General features: G+C 37.3%; 31 protein-coding genes and 1 pseudogene. All 32 read left to right on the top strand.

Translation table 11 applies throughout. From position 1 onward, the window contains the following. Nucleotides 1-80: 80 nt before the first annotated feature. Nucleotides 81-449: pseudogene (locus tag AC5LAX_RS00835) on the top strand (AAA family ATPase); the annotation flags it as partial. A gap of 33 nt (nt 450-482) precedes the next feature. Further along, a complete protein-coding gene (locus tag AC5LAX_RS00830; RefSeq protein WP_493263611.1) occupies nt 483-953 on the top strand; it encodes a phosphatase domain-containing protein in 471 nt (156 codons plus the stop codon). Continuing rightward, nucleotides 953-1,129, top strand: coding sequence for a hypothetical protein (locus AC5LAX_RS00825; protein ID WP_493263609.1), 177 nt, complete (start codon nt 953-955; stop codon nt 1,127-1,129). Before AC5LAX_RS00830 ends, AC5LAX_RS00825 begins: the two co-directional genes overlap by 1 nt. After that, a complete protein-coding gene (locus tag AC5LAX_RS00820; protein ID WP_493263608.1) occupies nt 1,122-1,436 on the top strand; it encodes a hypothetical protein in 315 nt (104 codons plus the stop codon). Before AC5LAX_RS00825 ends, AC5LAX_RS00820 begins: the two co-directional genes overlap by 8 nt. 176 nt (nt 1,437-1,612) lie before the next feature. Continuing rightward, nucleotides 1,613-2,236 (top strand): hypothetical protein, encoded by a 624-nt coding sequence (locus tag AC5LAX_RS00815; protein ID WP_493263607.1) that lies wholly within the window; start codon nt 1,613-1,615, stop codon nt 2,234-2,236. A gap of 60 nt (nt 2,237-2,296) precedes the next feature. Next, nucleotides 2,297-2,521: a hypothetical protein gene (locus AC5LAX_RS00810; protein WP_493263606.1), complete on the top strand. Its 225-nt coding sequence runs from the start codon at nt 2,297-2,299 to the stop codon at nt 2,519-2,521. After that, entirely contained in the window at nt 2,518-4,428 is a 1,911-nt protein-coding gene (locus AC5LAX_RS00805; RefSeq protein ID WP_493263605.1) for a DNA polymerase, read from the top strand. The genes AC5LAX_RS00810 and AC5LAX_RS00805 overlap by 4 nt, the downstream gene beginning before the upstream one ends. Before the next feature lie 227 nt (nt 4,429-4,655). Then, nucleotides 4,656-5,372, top strand: coding sequence for a hypothetical protein (locus AC5LAX_RS00800; protein WP_493263604.1), 717 nt, complete (start codon nt 4,656-4,658; stop codon nt 5,370-5,372). Nucleotides 5,373-5,418: 46 nt separating this feature from the next. Then, nucleotides 5,419-5,655 (top strand): hypothetical protein, encoded by a 237-nt coding sequence (locus AC5LAX_RS00795; RefSeq protein ID WP_493263603.1) that lies wholly within the window; start codon nt 5,419-5,421, stop codon nt 5,653-5,655. Nucleotide 5,656: 1 nt separating this feature from the next. Then, nucleotides 5,657-6,127, top strand: a complete 471-nt coding sequence (locus tag AC5LAX_RS00790; protein WP_493263602.1) for a CYTH domain-containing protein — start codon at nt 5,657-5,659, stop codon at nt 6,125-6,127. Further along, a complete protein-coding gene (locus tag AC5LAX_RS00785) occupies nt 6,114-6,521 on the top strand; it encodes a hypothetical protein (RefSeq protein WP_493263601.1) in 408 nt (135 codons plus the stop codon). The genes AC5LAX_RS00790 and AC5LAX_RS00785 overlap by 14 nt, the downstream gene beginning before the upstream one ends. Next, a complete protein-coding gene (locus AC5LAX_RS00780; protein ID WP_493263613.1) occupies nt 6,521-6,733 on the top strand; it encodes a hypothetical protein in 213 nt (70 codons plus the stop codon). The genes AC5LAX_RS00785 and AC5LAX_RS00780 overlap by 1 nt, the downstream gene beginning before the upstream one ends. Then, entirely contained in the window at nt 6,699-7,646 is a 948-nt protein-coding gene (locus tag AC5LAX_RS00775) for an FAD-dependent thymidylate synthase (RefSeq protein WP_493263600.1), read from the top strand. Before AC5LAX_RS00780 ends, AC5LAX_RS00775 begins: the two co-directional genes overlap by 35 nt. After that, nucleotides 7,603-7,941 carry an SEC-C metal-binding domain-containing protein gene (locus AC5LAX_RS00770; protein WP_493263599.1) on the top strand — a complete coding sequence of 113 codons (339 nt, stop codon included), beginning with the start codon at nt 7,603-7,605 and terminating at the stop codon, nt 7,939-7,941. The genes AC5LAX_RS00775 and AC5LAX_RS00770 overlap by 44 nt, the downstream gene beginning before the upstream one ends. Then, nucleotides 7,907-8,407 (top strand): DUF7004 family protein, encoded by a 501-nt coding sequence (locus tag AC5LAX_RS00765; RefSeq protein ID WP_493263598.1) that lies wholly within the window; start codon nt 7,907-7,909, stop codon nt 8,405-8,407. Before AC5LAX_RS00770 ends, AC5LAX_RS00765 begins: the two co-directional genes overlap by 35 nt. Nucleotide 8,408: 1 nt before the next feature. Next, nucleotides 8,409-9,008, top strand: a complete 600-nt coding sequence (locus tag AC5LAX_RS00760; protein WP_493263597.1) for a metallophosphoesterase — start codon at nt 8,409-8,411, stop codon at nt 9,006-9,008. A gap of 195 nt (nt 9,009-9,203) precedes the next feature. Then, nucleotides 9,204-9,611 (top strand): hypothetical protein, encoded by a 408-nt coding sequence (locus tag AC5LAX_RS00755; RefSeq protein WP_493263596.1) that lies wholly within the window; start codon nt 9,204-9,206, stop codon nt 9,609-9,611. A 20-nt stretch (nt 9,612-9,631) separates the two neighbouring features. After that, the gene (locus AC5LAX_RS00750) at nt 9,632-9,850 is read left to right on the top strand and encodes a hypothetical protein (RefSeq protein ID WP_493263595.1); all 219 of its coding nucleotides are present in this window, start codon (nt 9,632-9,634) and stop codon (nt 9,848-9,850) included. After that, nucleotides 9,838-10,125 (top strand): hypothetical protein, encoded by a 288-nt coding sequence (locus tag AC5LAX_RS00745; protein ID WP_493263594.1) that lies wholly within the window; start codon nt 9,838-9,840, stop codon nt 10,123-10,125. Before AC5LAX_RS00750 ends, AC5LAX_RS00745 begins: the two co-directional genes overlap by 13 nt. Beyond that, nucleotides 10,106-10,360, top strand: a complete 255-nt coding sequence (locus AC5LAX_RS00740) for a hypothetical protein (protein ID WP_493263593.1) — start codon at nt 10,106-10,108, stop codon at nt 10,358-10,360. Before AC5LAX_RS00745 ends, AC5LAX_RS00740 begins: the two co-directional genes overlap by 20 nt. An 80-nt stretch (nt 10,361-10,440) precedes the next feature. After that, nucleotides 10,441-10,608 carry a hypothetical protein gene (locus AC5LAX_RS00735; protein WP_493263592.1) on the top strand — a complete coding sequence of 56 codons (168 nt, stop codon included), beginning with the start codon at nt 10,441-10,443 and terminating at the stop codon, nt 10,606-10,608. Between the two features lie 59 nt (nt 10,609-10,667). Further along, a complete protein-coding gene (locus AC5LAX_RS00730) occupies nt 10,668-10,853 on the top strand; it encodes a hypothetical protein (RefSeq protein ID WP_493263591.1) in 186 nt (61 codons plus the stop codon). After that, nucleotides 10,844-11,548, top strand: coding sequence for a metallophosphoesterase family protein (locus tag AC5LAX_RS00725; RefSeq protein ID WP_493263590.1), 705 nt, complete (start codon nt 10,844-10,846; stop codon nt 11,546-11,548). The genes AC5LAX_RS00730 and AC5LAX_RS00725 overlap by 10 nt, the downstream gene beginning before the upstream one ends. Next, nucleotides 11,541-11,918, top strand: a complete 378-nt coding sequence (locus AC5LAX_RS00720; RefSeq protein WP_493263589.1) for a hypothetical protein — start codon at nt 11,541-11,543, stop codon at nt 11,916-11,918. The genes AC5LAX_RS00725 and AC5LAX_RS00720 overlap by 8 nt, the downstream gene beginning before the upstream one ends. Continuing rightward, nucleotides 11,915-12,904: an NAD(+) synthase gene (gene nadE / locus AC5LAX_RS00715; protein ID WP_493263588.1), complete on the top strand. Its 990-nt coding sequence runs from the start codon at nt 11,915-11,917 to the stop codon at nt 12,902-12,904. Before AC5LAX_RS00720 ends, nadE begins: the two co-directional genes overlap by 4 nt. After that, on the top strand, nt 12,897-14,000 hold the full coding sequence (locus AC5LAX_RS00710; protein WP_493263587.1) for an AAA family ATPase: 1,104 nt from the start codon (nt 12,897-12,899) through the stop codon (nt 13,998-14,000). Before nadE ends, AC5LAX_RS00710 begins: the two co-directional genes overlap by 8 nt. 29 nt (nt 14,001-14,029) lie before the next feature. Then, nucleotides 14,030-14,254 carry a hypothetical protein gene (locus AC5LAX_RS00705; RefSeq protein WP_493263586.1) on the top strand — a complete coding sequence of 75 codons (225 nt, stop codon included), beginning with the start codon at nt 14,030-14,032 and terminating at the stop codon, nt 14,252-14,254. Next, a complete protein-coding gene (locus AC5LAX_RS00700; RefSeq protein ID WP_493263585.1) occupies nt 14,245-14,820 on the top strand; it encodes a nicotinate-nicotinamide nucleotide adenylyltransferase in 576 nt (191 codons plus the stop codon). Before AC5LAX_RS00705 ends, AC5LAX_RS00700 begins: the two co-directional genes overlap by 10 nt. A gap of 28 nt (nt 14,821-14,848) precedes the next feature. Then, nucleotides 14,849-15,403 carry an NUDIX hydrolase gene (locus tag AC5LAX_RS00695; RefSeq protein WP_493263584.1) on the top strand — a complete coding sequence of 185 codons (555 nt, stop codon included), beginning with the start codon at nt 14,849-14,851 and terminating at the stop codon, nt 15,401-15,403. 146 nt (nt 15,404-15,549) lie between these two features. Then, complete coding sequence (locus AC5LAX_RS00690; RefSeq protein ID WP_493263583.1) at nt 15,550-15,945, top strand: hypothetical protein; 396 nt, start codon at nt 15,550-15,552, stop codon at nt 15,943-15,945. 166 nt (nt 15,946-16,111) lie between these two features. Beyond that, a complete protein-coding gene (locus tag AC5LAX_RS00685) occupies nt 16,112-16,300 on the top strand; it encodes a hypothetical protein (RefSeq protein ID WP_493263582.1) in 189 nt (62 codons plus the stop codon). A gap of 165 nt (nt 16,301-16,465) precedes the next feature. Further along, complete coding sequence (locus AC5LAX_RS00680) at nt 16,466-17,182, top strand: deoxynucleotide monophosphate kinase family protein (RefSeq protein WP_493263581.1); 717 nt, start codon at nt 16,466-16,468, stop codon at nt 17,180-17,182. The last annotated feature ends 40 nt before the right edge of the window (nt 17,183-17,222 follow it).

Raw genomic sequence — 17,222 nt, 5'->3', positions numbered from 1 at the left:
TGGAGCAAATTAATGATAAAGAAGCCCTCTGCCAGCGAAAGCTAATTATATGCAGAGGGCTTCAGTGACAGGGTTCGGGAAAATCTACTTGGGCTAAACAATGGTGTCACGAAGACCCAGAGCACAGAGTAAGATTTAACAATGATGATATTCGTAACATGTTAGGTGATTACTGGGTTCCTAATAGGGAGAAGCTAGTTACTGAAGCTAAAGCTAATATGATAACGTTTGCTTTGATTAAAGGTTACGATGTAGTAGTTGATAATATGAATCTGAATCCCAAAGAGGATGAATGGATTAGAACTCTATGTGCCAATATAGAGAAGGACAAGGGAATACATGTTGATATAGAGTATAAGGACTTTTGGACTCCTGTTGAAGAATGTATTCGCCGTGATGCTATGAGACCTAATCCTATTGGAGAGAAGGTTATTAGGCAAACTTGGAGGCGTTATAAGGACTTCATAATCCATGAAGAAATTATGGCAGCCAAAGCTAAGTCATTAGTTCAAGATACTAACCTACCAGCAGCAATCATTGTAGATATGGATGCAACTGTATGTTTGAATACTAGTGGCCGTCCCTTCTACGGAGAAGGTGCAGCTGAAGGTATGCTTACTGATGAGCCTATTACTCCTGTCATTGAGCTTATTAGAAACTTCTGTGATAATTATCCTGCTAAGTTAATAATTCTAACTGGTAGAGAGGATACTCCTGAAGTTCGTAAAGCTACGGAACAGTGGTTAGAGAACAATTGGTTGCATCCTGACATACTTCTCATGCGTCCTGTTAAGAGCTTTACTGCTGGTCCTATATGTAAGAAGAAACTGTATGAGGACAATATCAAAGGCAAGTTCTATATACCTTTCGTACTTGAAGACAATTGTAAGTGTGTGGAGATGTGGAGAAATGAAGGCTTGATTTGTCTACAACCGAATGAGGGTAAGTTCTAATGGCAATACTTGTAGGACAACTGATTGAAATTCTCCAAAAGTATGACCGAGACAGAGAAATAACTATACATACTCTTAAAGGAGAAACTGTCGAAGTTAACGGATACTTCGTACAAAGAGATTTAAACGACAATGCATTTTATTTGACAGATTTAGATGTAGTTCCAAATGACTGATTTAGAGAAACGATTTCTAAAGAACACTGATGACACTGGTAGATTTATATATCAATCATTAGTGACTGGTAGGAAATACTATGTTGAACCAATTGGAGGACATTCAGATTGGGGAGATATCAATCCCGCTACTAAGAAGGTAGAGGGGGATTATGGTGAGAAGTATAAGGGCAGTGTAAGTGAGAAGGAATCAATGATTACACCAGAGAATGGATTTGTACTTATTGAAACCTTAGAACCTGGAGTATCACCATTATCAGTAATTGAAGAAAGGGATAAGCGATATGAACAAATGGCTAAGAAGTAATTTCGATGATTCTACTATACGCAATTTGCTTGCTATGGCAGCACCTTGGATGTTAATAGGAATGATAGTTGGGCTTGTAGCTCTGTTTACATGTCCTGTTTTAATGACAGAATGTTTCTGTTTAGCTCTGTTCTTCATTACCATAGACAGGTATTACGAAATTAAAGACGAGAAGAATGGTAATAGATAATTTTGACCAAATACTAGACATTCTGGAATTTAATAATTCAGATGAGTTCTATTTCTTGCAAATTATACAACGCAAGAAAGACGGCTGTGTTACTGATACTGGTAATAACGGATATAGGACTGTTAAAACTTACTATATATTCAGTAGGGAACAGCTAGAGCGCAAAAGAGCTAAAATTACTGAATTGTGCCAGAGTAATCATGCAAGAGCATACATTACCTTGAATAGACGTAATGCTGAAGAAGTGGCATGTACTGCTATACAAGAGTATGCCAAACTAATCCAAGAAGGCAACTGCTATCAAGGATATCGCATTTGGGATTCATCTTGTGGGCATACTAGAGCTAGAGGCTACAAGCCACTATGGGTTGTGGATGTTGATAGTAAGGACGAGAACTATCTTAACACAATCATAGAAATTGTTAATAGTTGTAGAGGTGCACAAGACATCAAAGTTAAACATGTAATTCCAACTGCACATGGTTATCATCTTATAACGATAGGGTTCGATACTAATCAGTTTGCCCAACAGCTAGCTATTAGGAATCTGGATTCTATAGATATACAGAAAGATAACCCAACGTTGCTGTATTTCGATACAGCTGATTAAGACTCGGTGACGAGGTCTGTGGACAGATTACTTATTATTAATTCTAACAGCTATTAATTAATGAGTAATTTACCAGCTGGAGCAGAACGTGACCCATTTGCTCCTTATAATGTAGAAGAGAAAGTCTTCAAAGTTGACATAAATGCTAAGGGATTAGCATGGTATGAATATTACGGACATTTGGATATAGATGAAGCCATAGAAGCTATTAAGAGCAGAATACAAGCCGCACTTAGTAGCTTAGGAGATGTTGATATTAGTACTGTTGATATTGAGGTTTCATGATATATCTAGTCAGTAATCAAAGGTCACTATTTGAAACTGACGCTTATAAGGAATTATCTCTATCTGATGCTATAGACATGATTATGCCACATAGTTGGGTAGAATATGATTCAGAAACTGCTGGTTTAGACCCCTATACAAAACCATTACTGTGTACTCAGTATGGTTTAGGGGAAGACCAAATAGTTGTTGACAATGTAACTATTCCAATTGAGAAGCTTAAATGTGTCCTTGAAGACCCTACTAAGACTTTCTTAGGTTGGAATATTGCATTTGATTTAAGGTTTCTATATCATCATAGAATAGTTCCTTATAATGTATGGGATGGAATGATTGCTGAAAAGTTACTCTATCTTGGCTATCCTCCCCAGTTTCATAGTCTTTCTTTAAAAGCAGCAGCTGATAACTATCTTGGTATAGATATTGATAAAACTGTTCGAGGGCAGATTATCACTCAAGGATTAACTATACCAGTGGTACAATATGCTGCCGGTGATGTTATGTATCTTACTAAGATTAAGGAGAAGCAAGATGCAGAACTAGAGAAGAAGGAATTAACTAAAGCTGCTGAATTTGAAATGAAGTTTACTCCAGTAATTGCCTATATGGAATATTGTGGAGCTAAACTTGACCCAGTAAAATGGAAGCAGAAGATGATTCGAGATAAAGAGGAAGTTAATAAAGCAGAAGCTAAGCTTAACGAGTGGGTTGAAAATTATTATAATGAACATAAATCTTCTGAAGGCTATATTAAAGCCTTCACAGAGGAAGTGGACATTATGCATGAGAATCAACTATTTGACAAAGTAGGCCCTCATATGGGACAAATAAAGAGGGTTTGTAATCCACAAACTGGGCTAATTCATTATGAATATGACAAACCTTTCCCATATGTTACCAAGAATCTACAAGGCGATTTGTTCAGTGGATTTGATGCTTCAGCTAAGTGTAACATTAACTGGTCTAGTAGTCAGCAAGTAGTGCCTTTATTTGAACATTTAGGTATTAATTGTACTACCATTGATGCTAAAACTAAGCAGAAGAAGAAATCTGCTGATATTAAGTTGATAAAGCCACAAGCACATAAGTGTAGTATAGTTCCTCTTTATGTAGAATATAAGAAGGCTAAAATTCTAGTTGATACCTTTGGACAGAAGTTCATAGATAAAATTAATCCAGTAAGTGGTAGGATTCATCCAGACTATTTTCAATTAGGAGCTGATACTGGGCGGTTATCCGCTACTAACCCGTCTTTAATGAATTTGCCGCATGACCCATTTACTAGGTCGTGTTTCATTTCTGATACTGGGTATAAATGGATTAGTTGTGATTATAAAGGACAGGAGTCTTTCTTAATGGCATCTATTGCCAATGATAAGGCGATGTTGGAAGAGCTTATCTATGGTAGTGGTGACTTACACAGTCTAACTGCCAGAATAGTATTTACAGACATCCCCGATGATACTCCACTATCTGAAGTTAAAGCTAAATACAAACCTCTTAGAGATGCTGCTAAAGGGTATGAATTTTGTTTTAATTATGGTGGAGATTGGAACACTTTAATGAAGAATTACGGTCTTACTAAGGCAAGAGCTCAAGAAGTATATAATAACTATATGTCTGGTTTCTCTGGACTAAAGAGATATCAGGAGTTTAGGAGAGAAGATGTCCTTGATAAGGGATATATCCTTCTTAATCCTATTACCAAGCATAAGGCGTTTATATATGACTGGGACAACTTGTGTAAAATCGACAGTGAACTTGGGTCTCCAGAAGCTAAGTATATGCTAGGGCGTAATGGGGACAATTATTATAAAACAAGCTCACAGCATTTGAGAAGAAGGTTATCTGATTCTATGAAGCAATCCATTAACTATCCGATGAACTCACAAGTTGTGTCGGAGTAAAACTCCCTTAATTCGGTGAACCCTGGAGCACAAGTCGTGATGATTAACTGTATGGGAATACCGAGCCAACCTAAACAGTAATGTTTAGAAGTGTGTAGAGACTAGAACACGGATTCCTTACTTTAGATGGTAAGGAAGGTAAAGTTCCACGAACAGGGAGAATATGTTATGTATTACACATAATATTAATTATCTTTGCAGGGTAATTAATAATTAAAAATTGTATTATGTGTAGTACTAAAATTTGCAAACGTTGTAATAAAGAACAATCTATAGACAACTTCTATAAAGTCCCGTCTATGAAAGATGGACATGATAATACATGTAAGACTTGTAGGAAGGAGTTAAGAAGACTAAGAGACGGAGTTAAAGTAACACCTATAGTTACTGAAGGTACACTAATCTGTCCTGTATGTAAACAAGAGTTACCAGTAGATAAGTTTGATACTTATGCTAAAAGTAAAACTGGTAGATATTGGATGTGTAGTGATTGCTATAAAGAGCATACATTAATTAATGGTGGACAAGATAAGAACTATTTCAGGAAGCTTAGAATTAAACTATGTCCAGAATATAGAGAAGAAATTCAGCAGCAGAAGAAGGCGTCCAGAGAACGTAACATAGAACAAGCTATGTTAACCAGTGCCAAAAATCGTGCTGCCAGAAAGGGGTTAGAATTTAACTTGGAACTGTCTGATATAGTAATTCCAGAGAAATGTCCGCTGTTGGAAGTTCCATTCCATTTTGGAACTAAAGAATGCTATGATTACTCTCCATCTATTGATAGAATTGACAATTCTAAAGGATACGTTAAGGGAAATATTCAAATCATCAGTATGAAAGCTAACGCTATGAAGAACTCTGCGTCTCTTGAGGAGTTATACACGTTTTGTAAAAACATATTAAGATATAGTCCGAACTGCACCGAACAGGTACAGAATTAGAGGATAAAGAGCCTCTAAGATAACAGAATGACAACATGCTGGTTCTATGTGTTTCAAATTGTCTGCAATTAAGTTCTTCAATTGGCTAAGGAAGAACAATCTGCTATTTATAGTTAAATATTGTGTTCCCGTACATGATGAACATAATGTTGAAGCACCGGATGATATTGCTGAAGAAGTAGGTAATATACTAGTTAAATGTATGGAAAGTGGAGGTGAACCATTTTGTGTACGTGCTCATTTAGGTGCTGATATATCAATTGAAGACCATTGGGTACATTAATATGATTGAAGTTGAAAGAAAGTATTTAGTGAAAAACAATAGCTATAAGATGCAGGCTCAAAGAGCAGGATTGATAGTCCAGGGTTATCTTGGAGACAATCCTCTCTCTGAAACTAGGATAGCTATTAGGGACAATCATGGTTGGCTATTTATTAAAGCTAAGGGAACCCTTAGTCGTTTTGAATGGCAACAAGAAATCCCATTGTATGAAGCACAGGAGCTTCTAAAGTTCTGTCCTAATATTATCCGTAAGGTACGCTACATAGTATATCACATGGGTAACAAATGGGAAATTGATGAGTTCTTAGGAGAGAATGAAGGGTTAGTAATTGCCGAGTGTGAGTTATCACAGGCAACTCTCAACCCTCCTCTGCCTGATTTTGTAGGAGAAGAGGTTACAGAAGATACTAAGTATTATAACTGTAACCTCGCGTCTAACCCTTATACGAACTGGGACGATGACTCTGAATGATTTAGAGAATACAATGGTTGTTCAGATGAGAAATCAACAACTATATCTAGTAATCACTGATTGTTTACCACCTAATGCTTCTGAAAATAAAGACATTGTATTCTTGAGCCAGGGTGGCTATATGCAAGGTACGTCATATACTTTTAATATGCTCATGAATACTGACGATGAACGTTATCGGGAATGGGATATAATGAAGGTATTTAAGAGAGTATATGATAACTTTGACCAAAATCACAGAGCACCCCACAGTTTAAAACATCTTGACAGTATGCTCGACCTGGTATGTATATGGGATAGAGAGAAAGATACTTGTCAGGAGGAGATAGTCAATGATAATGACTTTGTCTCCGAACAAGATGAATATAGTTCTAAAGAAGTAAAATTCTATTAATGGCTTATTTCGTTGAAGCTGATGACGGGTTTGCAATTAATTTAGACGCAGTTGCTTACTTCAATGATGAATTTGTAAGGTTTGTTAACGATTGGAAGATGGAGATAAGTACCAAAACTTATCATCTACTAAGAGATTATGTTCATTGCAAATCTAAAGAAGTAGAATTAAAGCTTAATGCGCCTAATCAAACCGAAAGTAGAACTTATTAACCAGGAACCAGGTGTTGAAGGTCTATTCAAACACATGGAACTGTGTGCAAGGACTTGTTATAAGTCTGAAGACAAGATAACAGAAGACAGTGCTAAGAAGTTTATTAATAATGTCATTATAGCTAGAGGACATACTGCTATGCTAGAGCATGGTACTGTATATCTCAGATATGACTTTAAAGCTAACGATGATTCTAACACTGTTGCTTACAGACTTTGGAGTAAGTATAATGAGAACCAGTACTCAGAAGCTGTACAAGCACAGCCTGTTCCAAGAATTCCTGATGGATTTGTAGCTATAACTACTAACTATAGAGTACTACTCCAGAATGGTTGGCTTGAGGACTTGCAATACTTGTGTGAACCTACAGAATATCACGTTAAACGTGTCACTGTAAGGTTTATATGTGATATGGGAGTTGCTAGAGAGTTCTGTAGACACAGACTATTTAGCTTCGCTCAAGAAAGTACTAGGTATTGCAATTACTCTAAGGCTAAGTTTGGTAAGGAATTAAATTGTATAATACCGTGCTGGTATAAGAATATGTTCGAGGGTAATTCATATAATATAGAACTATGTCATACTTATGATTTAACTATATCTGAAGGATTGTCTCGAACTGAAGCTGCATGGATACAAGCTATGTGTGAGGCAGAAAGTACATATTTCGGATTGTTGACAGAGGGCGAGCCTGCTCAACAAGCTAGAAATGTACTACCTTTAGCATTAAAGACAGAATTAATAATGACTGGCACTGTTGAACAATGGATAGAGTTCTTGAAATTGAGATGTGCAAATGATGCTCATCCGCAGGCAAGAGAACTTGCAATTGAATTACGAGATAGATTACTATTGGATAATTATATAGATGTTGATGCAGAAGGGAATCTACAAGTATCGAACAGATACTAGGAGATATAAGCGAGAACTTCATAAGGAAGAGGCAAAACTCCTAGACTACAAGATGCACTTAGTTATCAGATTTGTATTATTCTTAAAGTATCTAATCACATTCAGAATGCAGGACGCCAAAGACGCACTAGACATGGACAAGGAATTGTCGAAAGAGGAAGAAGCATTGCTAAGGAAACATCTTGCTAACTTCCTAAGAAGAGAACCATATGTTAGACCTTATCCTAAAATAGGTCGTAATACCCCTTGCCCATGCGGCAGTGGCAAGAAATATAAACATTGTTGTGGTCGTTAAAAACTTTAGCGACGGAACAGTAGTAGAGATAGATAGAGGTCGATTTGATGATTGGTGCATTTACATCGCCGGAACATGTAACAGACATGCTCCTAAAGATGTTGCATATTTTACCGTAGTACGAGGTTTCGGCAAAAGATATGGAGTTGACAAAGTATATGCTGATTTTATTAGTATTTACGACAAAACTTCCAAATCATTAGACCGGTCAGTTCTAGACCATATAGAAACTCTGTCGAAAGACTATGGCGAATATTCAAACAAATTTGCTATAGTCTTTACTATAATATATTTAGGTATGGTTGCCGAAGAGAACAAAGTGGGTACAAGGTTAGGGAAGAGAATTAAACGATTAGGTATTCATCAAGTATTGTATGATAGATATTCTCCTACGGCAGCTGCTAATTTTAGTAGAGGTCTGCCTTGGACTAGGATTGACAATGAATGTAAATTAAGAGGATTTTAATATGACAGATAAGTTTAAATTTGACCCAGAGCATACGTTCTTTACGTCAGATACACATTTTGGTCATGCTAACATTATCAATCTGTGCAATCGTCCATTTAAGGATGTAAACCATATGAATGATATGTTAGTTGAGAACTGGAATAGTGTGGTCTCTGACGATGATACAGTCTTCCATTTGGGAGATTTTGCTCTAGGTGGTAGTGCAGTATGGAGTAATGTCTTGTCTCGTCTAAAAGGCAAGATTTACCTCATACTGGGAAACCATGACAGGAAGAACATAAGACAAGGTTACATGGGTAAGTTTGAGATAGTGGTCCCCCAAATGCAGATTTCGATAGAGACTCGTAGTATATACTTAAATCACTATCCGTTTCTGTGTTATGGTGGAATATATCGTAAACCAGAGGATGCCGTATGGCAGCTGTTTGGACATGTACATTCAGGCCCAAATAGTGCTGGAGCTGATGCAGCTAGACTGCCTTATTTACTTCCAACCCAGTATGATGTAGGAGTTGATAATAATAATTACACTCCTGTATCTTATGCTCAAGTTAAATGTATAATTAATAAGCAAGTGAATGAAGCGCAGGAATCTTAGTGGGATATTCATCTTCGATAAGTTAGAAGGAGAGGAGAAGCCTACTCCTACTTGTCTCGAAGATTGCACTCCAGAGACTAGGCTTAAATGGCTAGAGGGACTGGAGAAAGGAGCTCTCATAAATTGCATAGAGCATTTGTGTGAGACTATTAACGAATTTAGTGAATTGTTGGACATTTATAAAGAATAAGCATTATGGCTAAAATTATTAGTAGCAGAAAGAAGTATGTTCTAGTTAAGGACTTAAAGGTGTATCCTAGTAATAAGGAAACTATTGAAGTAATTCCCGATGATGGATTCAATGGAGCTCATCGTTACCGTGCCCAAATGTGTGCTGGCTTTGTTAATGGCAAAACCAAGTATGTGGATGCTACTGACACAATTCAGTTTGTTCACAAGCACGAAGACGGTACAGTAACTCCAGGGTGGCAATCAGAACAACTTGCCCTTATCTTGCTTGACAGAGTGAAGAAGCTGAATGAGAAGTTTCCTTGTGAGCAAAATGCTAAGCAAGTAGCCGCTCTTGAAGCATATCTTGACGCCTGTAAGGAAAGAATTGATGATAGGCTCAACCGTAACGTAATGGGAGACTTGAAGGAATGAAGGTATAATAACACTTAGTAATGACTAAGACCTATTACTACGCTGTAGACAAAGATGGGCAGGGTTGGTATTACGACAACCCGCCTATCTTTGACGGAGAAAGCTGGAATGTAGACCCTAAATATGATATGTATGATTGTATTAATGATTTACATCCTGCAAATCTATTTAGCTTTCCAATTCCGGAAGATATGACGTATGAGGATGAACCTATAAAATTTGAAATATGTCTAAAGTAATTACAATTCACGGGCACACTTTAGAGTTAGATATGGGGCCTTCTTGTCCAAATCCTGGGATAAGAAGACAGCTGGATGCTAAAGGTGAGCCTTACATGTGTACATCCGACCTGACCACTTGGATAGGAATAGACGGGGATTGGTATCGTGTATATGCGCCCAGTGTAGTCTTAGGGTGGCCTGATATTTTAGAACTGGCTGAAACTGAAGAGGAGTTGTTAGATTATTTAAAAGACGTATCTGAATTTACTAGAGATGAGAAAGGAAATAACTAATCCTGTAGGTAAGTGGTGGGTCGTTGCCAATAGAAGTGGAGACCTTCATGTAACTGATGGTGACATGCCGGAGAGAGCTGGCAGCGGTTGGCAAGGAATGAATAACTACTATCTGTGGACTTCTGCTACAGATGATGTATTTAAAGACTGTGTTATTCCAGCTACTACGTTTGATAAAGGCCCACTACAATTTGAGATTGATGAACAGTTAAACACAACTTGGTATAAAGAATGAAACGATTTTGGTGTTGTAGAGACTTAGAAGGAGCTGCTAACGAGGAAGTATTTCTGTTTGTTGGAGAAGAACCACCAATTATGGACGATGATGGTGAGTGGGTAGACCCAAGAAAAGAAGGTCTGTTTTGGTCGGAAGAAGACTTCAATTTTGACTTCGATAAACTTCTAGGAACCGTTAAGTTCCCTGAGTTAAATAAAGGTGAACGGATTGAGATGAATCTTCAGTTTGAATTTGGAATTAAGTAACTATGCGTTATTGGTATTGTATAGACAACAACGGCAATAAGTGGCTTTACGAAGGGTCAGTGGCTCCAGTTAAATATGATGATGAATGGAATACTTCTGATGAAGAGACAGATGACTCTACTTGGATAGGAGAGTTCGATTTAAGAGCTACCTATGGTGTAGGTTTTGTTGAATCACTTCCAGATATTGCTAATGGTGAGATGACTGAAATACGGATTAAATATACAGCCGAGAAATGCGAATAGGAGCTACGTCTGATTTACATGGAGTACTTCCCGCAGTTGAAGAATGTGATATATTTCTCATCTGTGGAGATATCATGCCGTTAAATATACAGCTAAACATGCCTAAATCTAGGCTATGGCTTCAAAATACGTTTATTCCATGGGCTAATGGGTTACCATGTAAACATGTAGTATTCATAGCTGGTAATCATGACTTCTGGTTTGAAAGAAATGGAGGTTTGGAACCAGATATGTACAACATGTTTCATAAGCCTACTGACGGCAAATTGGTGTATTTACATAATAAGTCTTGGGAATACGAGCATGAAATCGAGCCAGGAGTATTCAAGAAGTTTAAAATCTTCGGAACTCCCTACTGTAAGCAATTTGGTAATTGGGCGTTCATGAGAGAGCCTGAACGCCTGGAAGCTAAGTATGCTCATATGCCTAGTGATTGTGATATTCTTATATCTCACGATGCTCCTAGACTACTTGGGCTAGGTGAGATACATAAAGGAGCGTGGGCAGGAAAAGATGCGGGTAATACATGGTTAGCCGATGAAATCATGCGTAAACAACCTAAACATTGTTTCTGCGGACACATTCACAGTGGATGTCATGGAATACAGGAATTTAATGGCATGAAGTTCTCTAACGTATCGTTAGTAAATGAAGATTATGTAGTTTCTTACAAACCTCTATATTTGAATGTTTAAAAGGATGCCAACTGAAAAGTGTGACTCTGGCGATGAGTTCAAATTCATAAACAGTATGATTGCTCGTTATAAAGAACTTGGAGTAGACCCCACTACTAAGACTATAGTGTTCAGTAATGCTTTGGACTTTGACAAATGCCAGGACATTATGGAGTATTGTGGAAGTAGAATCAGGTGTTCGTTTGGAATAGGCACTAATCTTACTAATGATACTGGATTTAAGCCAGCTAACATAGTGATGAAGCTTATTAGCTGTCAAATGAATGTTAATCAACCTGTTTACGGTTGTGTTAAGCTGTCGGATGATAAAGGCAAACATACTGGTGAAATGAGAGAAGTAAAATCTTGTTTATCTGAATTAGGATTATGAGTGAACTAAATTATGAACATGTATTTAATGTATTAGTTGATAAAACAGCTGAATACGTTACTTCTAACAACCTTAAGGTAATGGTATTAGGCATCAGTGGGGGAATAGACTCCACTGTTGTCGCTGCTATCTGCCATGAGGTTAGTAAGAAGACCGATATTCCTCTTATAGGTAGAAGTCTTCCTATTAAGAATAAAAGTGATGAGTTCGCTACTTCTGTACATGTAGGAGAAGCCTTCTGTAATGAATTTAGTGTTTACAGACTTGAACGTTCCTATCGTGCAGCTTTGTTTGATGCCTGTGCTGATGCAGGTGATGTCAATATGGCTAATTCTTACTATCTCGATGAACTAGAAGAAATGCCTAGTAGAACTCCTATTGCTAATGGTAATCTTCAAGCTAGGTGCAGAATGATGTATCTATATGATATAGCTAGTCGCCATAAAGGATTAGTAATAAGTACAGATAATCAAACTGAATATCAGCTTGGATTCTGGACTATTCATGGTGATGTTGGTGACTTTGACCCGATTCAAGACCTGTGGAAGACTGAAGTTTACGGACTGGCAAACTATTTGCAAGACCGTTACAGAAGTAAAGCTTTAGAAGCTCTTCACAATGATTATAAAGAAACTTGTGATAAATATAGAGCAATGTCATATGCTGTATATAGTTCTTGCAAGTTAATTCCTACGGACGGTCTTGGCATTAGTAATAGTGACCTAGAGCAAATTGGAGCTAAAGACTATGATACTGTGGATGATATATTCAGTAGGTTTATCCCATTCGAGAACTTTAGAAAAAGCTATGATTCAGCTGGACAAATCATGCACCCACATGATGAAATGGCAGAATCTGATTGCTGGTCACAATTATGTGTTAGGCATGGAGAAGATGTAGTCAATAAGGTTTGGAGCCGACATTTAGCTTCCGAATTTAAACGTAAGAAAGCTCCAATTTATATATCTAGGGAATTATATGAATGATTTAGAGAGAAGAGTTCACACAGCTATTAAAGAGTGTTATGATGTAGTCATAGCCCCAACTTACGGGTTAGGTTCTGCATTAGCCGCTGTATTTATGAAGATACATGGAAGAGCTCCACATAGGGCGACTTTTAGGTCAGATTATTATGCAGTAGACTTACCAGAAGGACGAGAATGGTCAGATGCAGAATCTAAAGGAAAGATTGAATCTATTTCCAAGGGCAAACCTATAGACTATTGGGCAACTCAGCACAACCTTTTAAAGTTGTTTCCAGATGCAGTTCATATAAGGTGGGGAGATGATTACTTCTTATTCACTGATGAGTATATTATAGACTTTCAGGACCTAGAAATTCTAATGTTGAATACTGATGATATTCCAAAAGAAATAGTAGATTGCTTGGTATATAAAGAGGCTAAAGCTACTATGGAATACGTAACCTACAGTAATCAAGGATTCAGAACTACACTCATGAAGGTAAAAGAGCAAGATTGTGATATACAATCTAATTATAATGATGACTTACCACATCAACAAATAACCGATATGATAAATTCCAAGGAGAGTGGAATTGCCATATTACACGGAGTTCCTGGTTGCGGTAAGACTAGTTATATTAGAAAGCTAATAGCCGACAATCCAGGTAAGAAGTTTGTGTTCTTAGATGCTTCTACGTTTCAATACATTGGAGATGCTTCATTTATTGAACTTCTTACTAATAAGAGAGATTCAGTGTTTGTAGTAGAAGACTGTGAGGACTTATTAGTAAGTAGGGACACTAAAGGAAATCACAGAATATCCTCTTTACTAAACCTGTCAGACGGTATACTTGGAGACTCTTTAAACCTTAAGTTCATATGTACCTTTAATGCTGATATTAGTAGTATTGATAAAGCATTATTACGTAAAGGAAGATTGAAAGTTAAATATGAATTTGGTAAACTTACCAAAGATAAAGCTACTGCCTTAGCTGTTAAACTTGGTAAGACTGAACCTGTAACTGAAGACATGGCATTGTGTGATGTCTATAACTTAGGCACAGACAATGGTGGTGAACAAATTGAAAGTGATAGACCTAAAATTGGATTTAGATGAAAATGAAATTGTATTATGGAGCCTTAGCTTTGCTTTGGCTCCTTTCTAGTTGTACTCCCAGTAGTAATGTGACTGACAATTATGATAAGGTTGGAACTTGTCGTAATGGTCATATCAAAGTTCTTATTTTGAATGGTCATACATATTACTGGCAAAATCATTGGTTTGCACATGCAGGAGACTGTAAGAAGTGTAAGCATGAACTTGATAGTATAGTTAAAGCAGCAGTTAAGGAGGCAATGCAATGCGAGTAGGATTATTCTTTGGCTCATTTGACCCTCCCCATATCGGGCATGTAAATGTGGTAATGGGAGCCATTAACTCTAGCCAGGTGGGTAGAGTATTAGTAATTCCTGCATATCAAAACTTATGGAAGGAGAGTAGCTCTAAATTTTCATATAGGTATGCTATGAGTTGTATGCAATTCGACACTTTACCTTTTGTGCATGTAAGTGATGTAGAGAAAGACTTAGCAGGTCCTGCTTATCCCAGAGGTATACCTACATACGTTGTATTAGAGGAATTAAAGTCTAGAATGCCAGAGGATGAATTAGTAATTATTACTACTCCAGAAACCTATAAGGATATTCCTGAATGGCATAAAGGGTCTGTAATATTGTGTGACTATAAATTCCTCATGGTGGTAAGTGGAGAGGAGACCCCACAAGACCTTCCGGAGAATGTACATGTTGTATACGTTCCGCAAATAACAATATGCTCTACTTGCATTCGCAATAGAGTAAAGCTTGGAATATACATCCAGCCATTTGTAAGAGATACTGTAGAAGCATTCATTGACCAATATAGATTATATGTATAAAAGCTGGATTAACTGAAGAATTTTACTAATGAAGAATTATCCTATTACAATTGAAACAGGTGAACATGCTGGGGAGACAGTCTGGGTTCACCGTAGTATAGCCGTTGCAGGATTTATATTCTGTAGGATTAACAATGAATGGTGTGTTCTTGCTAATCAAAGAGGTGAAGGAGCACCAGACTTTCAAGGATATTGGAACTGTCCTTGTGGCTATTTGGACTTTGATGAGACATTAGCAGAAGCTTGCTCTAGGGAAATCTACGAGGAAACTGGAGTTAAGATTGAACCTAGTGCTCTTTATATGTGTAGCGTTAACGATGACCCGAAAGACTCTAACAGACAGAATGTCACTATGAGGTTCATGGCTGTAGTAGACGAGAGTCATATTGGAATTTCTACTAATGCTATCAAAGGACAGCTAGGTGGAGAAGAGAATGAAGTAAAAGCTATCATGTGGGTTAAAATGTCCGACCTTGATAACTATCAGTGGGCGTTTAATCATAGACATCTCATTGAAGGCATCTTTCATACTTATGTAGATTATGAAGAAGTAGAAGGTTTAGACGATTTATTTGCTGAATGACATACTTCATTAGTGGACACAGAGACATAACTCCTGAAGAATTTGAGAAGTTCTACGTTCCAGCAATTGTTGATGTAATAGATACATGCAACGATAATTACGATGACTGTGAATTTGTAGTCGGAGATTGTAGGGGTTGTGATGAAATGGCAGCTAATTTCATAGCAAATTACATTAAGGAGAATACAGATGATACAGAGTGTCCTCCATGTATTTTGTGCATTTATCATATGTTCTCTGAACCTAGGTTTAGAGTAGGCGTAGCTGGACAAGACGGTTTTTATCATGTTGACATGGTAGATGAGCTCAATGCAGACTTATGCGAGGATGATGACCCATATACCATAGATGATTGTCCTATTGTACATTATGTAGGTGGATTTGAGACAGATAGAGACCGTGATTCTGCTATGACCAATGTTTCAAGTGAGGATATTGCCTTTATAAGAAGCAAATCTAAATGGGATTCTGGTACAGCAGAGAATATATTACGTAGGCACACTATGAAATATCTAAACCCTAGTTTTTATGGACAACAGTAAAGATTGGGGTGAGTTCCTGGAGGGCATTAAGGCTGCACAACAGGCAACTGAAGCTCAAAAGGTAAACAGATTGCTGATTTAGTAAAATCTTGTGTAGTATAATATGACATTAAAAGAAATTGTAACCTTACCTTATCCAGCTAAGATATCACATGCTATAGCTGGTGTGCTTTATTACCAAATAATAGCTGGTGATAAAGCTATTGTCTTTCCAATAGACATGAATGACAGAGACGATGTAGGAACTACTACGTTTCTAGCAGAGTATCCGAAACCTATCACATTAATGAGATACATTCGTAAAGCAATTGACTCTGGTGAGTTAGTAATAGCTACTACTGATGCCGAAGTATAATGTAAGTATCGATAGACAGCTTAGATGTCGTCTATGCTTTGACATAGAAGTTGAAGCCGATAGTGAAGACGAAGCTTGGGAAAAGGCTTACGACACAGTAGACCTAGGAGATTTAGAAGTAAGAGATTGTGAGTATAGCGACGATGAAATAACCCTTCTAGAAGAATGATTATAGGTATAGTTGGTAAGAAGCAAAGCGGTAAGGATACAGTTTGTACTATCATTCGGTATATAAGTTGGCTTAAATCTTCTAAACTATGGGGAGAAGTAACTCTGAATGCTAAACACTTTGAAGCTGTCCGTGAAAGTGAGGATATTGCTCCTATACTTAGTGTATGGGAGAAACATCCATGGGCAGAGAAGCTGAAACAGTGTGCGTCCATTATATTGGGTTGTGATAAGTCAAGCTTTGAGACAGAGAGTATCAAAGAATCATTTACATATATTCCAATTAGTAATAGTGAAGGGGAGCCTATGACTCATAGAGAGTTCCTACAAGTACTAGGTACTGAAGTGGGAAGAACTATTGACCCTAACCTATGGGTTAAATCTATGATGTTTGACTATGAAAGGAAATTTAAGAGTTATCCTACTTATGGTACTGATGAATACGGTAACACTGTATTCGTACATATGAATACAGTAGAGCCTTGTTGGATTATGCCAGATACTAGGTTTCCAAATGAAGTCCAGGCTATCAAAGATAGAAAAGGAATTGTCATTAAGGTAAACAGAGATACCGGATTACTAGATAATCATATTTCAGAACATGCTTTGGATGATTATAATGACTACGATTATGTTGTTGATAATAACGGAACTCTCGGTGAGTTAATTGTCAAAGTAGCAACTATGATGGAGACCCTAGGGGTGCTTCAATAAACAATAATGGCCTGTATGGTGGAGTGTAATGCTCTACTGT

This window comes from Megamonas sp. (assembly GCF_986095205.1).
Note: the sequence above shows the minus strand (reverse complement) of the source record. Positions and strands in the feature narration are given on the sequence as shown.